We start from the raw sequence: 4,338 nt of genomic DNA, 5'->3' as shown, positions 1-4,338 counted from the left end.
GGCGGCTGAACCGTGACCCACTTGGAGCCGTTCGTTCTGACCCTTTTATGCCCTTTTGCGTCGTCGGTGGTCTTCTTGTTCAGTCGTTGTCGGTGGTGCGAACGCGGCCGAGTTCGCGGCCCCGCATGCGGTAGGACTCGCCTTTGAGGGAGTGGACCTCGGCGTGGTGGACGAGCCGGTCGATCATGGCGGCGGCGACGGTCTCGTCGCCGAAGACCTCTCCCCAACGTCCGAACGGCTTGTTCGAGGTGACGATCACGCTGGCCCTCTCGTAGCGGTTCGAGATCAGCTGGAAGAACAGGTTCGCGGCCTCGGCCTCGAACGGGATGTAGCCGACCTCATCGATCACGATCAGCGGGTAGCGGGCCAGTTTGACGAGTTCGTCCTGGAGTCGTCCGGCCTGGTGGGCGGCGGCCAGGCGGTCGACCCACTGGGCGGCGGTGGCGAACGCGACCCGGTGGCCTGCCTGGCAGGCCCGGATGGCGAGCCCGGTGGCCAGGTGGGTCTTGCCGGTGCCCGGCGGGCCGAGGAAGACGGCGTTCTCCTTGGCCGCTATGAAGTCCAATGTTGCCAGGTGGGCGAGTTGTTGGCGCGTCAGGCCGCGCAGATGGGTGCGGTCGAGTTCCTCGATGGTCTTGATCGCGGGGAAGCGGGCGGCGCGGATGCGGCCCTCGCCGCCGTGGGAGTCTCGGGCGGCCACCTCGCGCTGCAGGCAGGCGACCAGGAACTCCAGGTGGGTCCAGGACTCGGCCTGAGCGCGTTCGGCCAGGCGCTCGGCGGCGTCCAGCAGCGCGGGCGCCTTCATCACACGGGCATAGAAGGCCAGGTCGGCGGAGGTCTGCCGACCGGTTCGGGCCGCCTGGCCGTCGGGCCCCGGGGGCTGTCGCGTCGGTCGTGGCGGCGGTGGTGGTGCGGGGCATCAGGTGTCCTCCTTTCCGGCTCCGCCCTCGATGAGGGTGAACATGCGGTCGTAGGTGGCCAGTTCGCGTTGCTCGACGTCGATGCCGAGGCCGTCGGTGCCCAGAAGGGTGGCGGCGCGGGCGGCTTGCGCTCGGGCTGCCTGCTGGTAGATGACCTCACCGCGCAGGGTCTGGGCCGCCGCGGCGTGCTCGGGGTCGGTGATCGACTGGTGTTTGGCCCAGCAGCGGGTGTGGCGGGCCACGATGTCGTTGCCGGCGATGACGGTGACCTGCTCGTTGTCGGCACGGACCATCACCGTCTTGCCGATAGCGCGGGGGTGGACGGAGTAGTCGTTGGTGTCCACGCGGATGTAGTGGTCGCGGCCGATGCGGGTGTGGAAGCGCCACCAATGCGGTGGGGAGACGGGCGGGATGGTGAGCATCGCGGCCCGGTCCGCCTCCCAGCGGTCCACCGGCCGGGCGTCGATGGAACGGTGCTGGCGCGGTTGGCGATCTGCAGCCAGGCGGTCAGCTGGCGGTTGAAGTCGTCCAGGCCGGTGAAGGTGCGGCCGGGCAGGAAGCTGGTCTCCAGGTAGCCGTTGGCGCGCTCGACCAGGCCCCCTCCCTCCGGGTCGCGTGGCCGGCACAGATGGATCCTGACCGGCAGGAGCAGGCCGGCGAACGCGGCGACGCGCTGGTCGTCTCCTTTGCCGACACCTGTCGGCGTACGGCCTTGACTCCCCAACTGCGTACGCCTAAACGTCCCCAGCTATCAGGCGGTCTCTGGCGCCAGATCTTGGCTGCTTGCCAGGAGGTCCCAACCGCTCAGGCCCAGTGCACGCGGGGCCTCCGCTACGCTGTCGACCCCATGGGACAGCTGCCGGAGAGCGTAGACCGCGACATCCTGGATCACCGGATCGTCTTCGCGATCAAGGCAATCCGGGAGGTGTCGGACTGCACGTTGCACGAGGCGTTGGACGCCTTCGTCGCGCGCTACGAGGAGCTCCGCCGTGATCGACCGGACGACTTCCAGCTGAACCGCGAAGAGTACGGCCGAGGCTTCTACTCCACGCACACTGACACCGGTCAAGCTCGGCGGACAGTCGACGTCCAACGAGGCTGGATGTCAGGCCACTTCCGCGTCTCGCTCGATGGCCTTGAGGCGGTTCTTCAGGCGGTAACTGGGGCCGTTGATGGAGATCACGTCGCAGTGGTGGAGGAGCCGGTCGAGGATGGCGGTGGCGAGGACCTCGTCGCCGAAGACTTGTCCCCACTCGCTGAAGGTCTTGTTCGAGGTCAGGATGATCGAGCCCTTCTCGTAGCGCTTGGAGATCACCTGGAAGACCAGGTTCGCCTCGGCTCGCTCCAGGGGCTGGTAGCCGACCTCATCGACCACCAGGACGCCGGGCCGCAGGTAGGTGCCGAGTTTGTTGGCCAGGCGACCGGCTGTCTCGGCGGCCTTGAGGTTGCGGACCATGTCGTCGAGGCTGGTGAAGTAGATGGAGTAACCAGCTCGGCAGGCCGCGACCGCGAGCCCGACGGCGATGTGTGTCTTTCCCACCCCGGGCGGCCCGAGGAGGGCGGCGTTGGCCTTGGCCTCGACGAAAGAGAGGGTGGCGAGGTCCTTGACCTTGCGCGGGTCGAGGTCGGGCTGGAAGGAGAAGTCGTACTCGTCGATTGTCTTGTGGTGGGGCAGCTTCGACAGCCGCAGGCCCTGGCGGAAGCGCCGGTCGTCGCGGACGGCGAGTTCCTCGGACAGGACCAGGTCGAGGAAGTCGAGGTAGCCCATCTTCGCCTCGTCCGCCCGCCGGGTGAACTCGTTGATGGTCTCCGCCAGGTGGGGCAGGCCGAGCTTGGCGGCCGTGGTCCGGATGCGGTTGCCGGTCAGCTGGCTCAAGAGGGTTCCTTCGTCGGTCGGTTGGTGGTGAAGGGGCGGGTACCGGTCAGCTCGTCGTAGACCGACAGCGGACGGCGGCCGACTTCGATGCGGGTGATCGCGGCCCGGTTCAGCAGGGATTGCAGGGGTCCGGCTTCCCGGCCGAGAGGCCGCTCGTGGCGGGGCTGGGAGGGGACATCACCCGTGGTGGTCCGGCGTCCCTTGCCGGTGGGCAGGCCGTCCCAGTGCGTCTCCTGGACGACGCGGGCACCCCGGCCGACCGCCCTGGCGTGCATGGCCAGCAGTGTCTCGCCGTCGGTGCCGGGGACGGTGGAGTGCAGCATGATTTGCGACTTCGTGGCCCGGATCTCGACCAGCTGGCGCGGTCGCACCTTGCGGGCCGGCACCGAGTAGAGGTTGCCGCCGAAGGCGACCAGGCAGTCCTTGCCGACGGGCCGCAGGTGCCGCTCGGCCACCAGATACGGGGTGGGTGGCAGCGGTTTGAGGGCCGCGTGGTCGCGGGCCGCCCGCTCGCCGATGACTTCGCGGTGTGTCTTGTGGATCTGAGCGCGCCGGATGGGCACCCAGGCGGCGAACGCGGAGTCCATCTCCTCGATGGAGGAGAAGGCCCGGCCGGACAGGACGTGGTCGCGGACGATCAGGACCTGGCGTTCGACCCGGCCTTTGCCGGTGGGGCGGTAGGCGGCCAGGACGTCGGGGTCGAAGTCGTAGTGGCCGGCGAAGCCGACCGCCTCCGGGTGCAGCGGGACCGCCTCGCCCGGGGCGACGTGGCGGCGGACGACGGTCTTGGTGCGGTCGTAGACGATCGTCATCGGTGCCCCGCCGAAGTGCGCGAACGCCCTGCGGTGGCAGTCGAAGAACGTCTGCAGGTCCTGGCTGGTGGTGAAGCAGCAGAACGGGTCGCGCGAGTACGACAGCGTCATGTGGAAGGAGTAGACCTTGTCGATGCCCATGTGGGCGAGGATCTTGCCCTCGTCCCCCCAGTCCACTTGGGCCTGGGCGCCCGGGATCACCTCGAACCGGCGGTGCATCCCCGCCAGCTCCTTCGGTGTGATGCCGAGTTCTTCGGCGATCCGCGGGCGGGCCTCCTGGAGGTAGAGCTTGACGCGCTGGTAGTTCCCGGTGAACCCGTACTCGGTGGCCAGGCGCTCGTGGATCACGGCGGCCTTCATCAGGACCTCCGCCCGGAGCATCGAGTCGACCAGCGGCGCGAACTCGTCGATGACCCTTGCCCGCGAGCGTCCGTTCGACGACCGGCGTGGTGGGGTGGCCGGGCCCGGGGCCGAGAGGTACTTACGGACCGTCTTCCGGTCCAGCCCCGTCTCCCTGGCGATCTCCGACAGACTCATCGACCCGGAATCGAACAGGCCACGGAAACGCCTCAGTTCCAACCAGCGATGCGGATCCAGAACCACCGTCAGCCGCCCTCCGCCCCCTCCTCGCCGACAAGACGAGCAGAGTGTCGGGCAACAGCCCACGACGCATCAAGAAGCGGCCACGTTCATCCGTACGTGGCTGGGGACGTTCACGTGTACGCCGACA

The 4,338-nt window shown here is 68.6% G+C and carries 4 protein-coding genes; all 4 read right to left on the bottom strand.

Going from position 1 to position 4,338, the window contains the following annotated elements; all coding sequences use genetic code 11:
• Window positions 1-79: 79 nt before the first annotated feature.
• Window positions 80-805 carry an IS21-like element helper ATPase IstB gene (gene istB, locus ACSMTC_RS40025; RefSeq protein WP_436565048.1) on the bottom strand — a complete coding sequence of 242 codons (726 nt, stop codon included), beginning with the start codon at window positions 803-805 and terminating at the stop codon, window positions 80-82.
• Between the two features lie 114 nt (window positions 806-919).
• Window positions 920-1,372 carry a Mu transposase domain-containing protein gene (locus tag ACSMTC_RS40020; RefSeq protein ID WP_436565047.1) on the bottom strand — a complete coding sequence of 151 codons (453 nt, stop codon included), beginning with the start codon at window positions 1,370-1,372 and terminating at the stop codon, window positions 920-922.
• Between the two features lie 653 nt (window positions 1,373-2,025).
• Entirely contained in the window at window positions 2,026-2,796 is a 771-nt protein-coding gene (istB, locus tag ACSMTC_RS40015; RefSeq protein ID WP_436557615.1) for an IS21-like element helper ATPase IstB, read from the bottom strand.
• Entirely contained in the window at window positions 2,793-4,145 is a 1,353-nt protein-coding gene (gene istA / locus ACSMTC_RS40010) for an IS21 family transposase (protein ID WP_436557614.1), read from the bottom strand. Before istA ends, istB (ACSMTC_RS40015) begins: the two co-directional genes overlap by 4 nt.
• Window positions 4,146-4,338 lie beyond the last annotated feature (193 nt).

This window comes from Kitasatospora sp. HPM-01-4 (assembly GCF_051374625.1).
GTDB lineage: Bacteria > Actinomycetota > Actinomycetes > Streptomycetales > Streptomycetaceae > Kitasatospora.
The sequence above is the reverse complement of the archived record's forward strand: the minus strand, read 5'-3'. Positions and strand labels throughout refer to the sequence as shown.

What these genes read in the sequence shown, in the direction of transcription:
- istB (WP_436565048.1), bottom strand. Translation starts at nt 805, where the DNA reads ATGAAGGCGCCCGCGCTGCTGGACGCCGCCGAGCGCCTGGCCGAACGC.
- istA (WP_436557614.1), bottom strand. Translation starts at nt 4,145, where the DNA reads ATGAGTCTGTCGGAGATCGCCAGGGAGACGGGGCTGGACCGGAAGACG.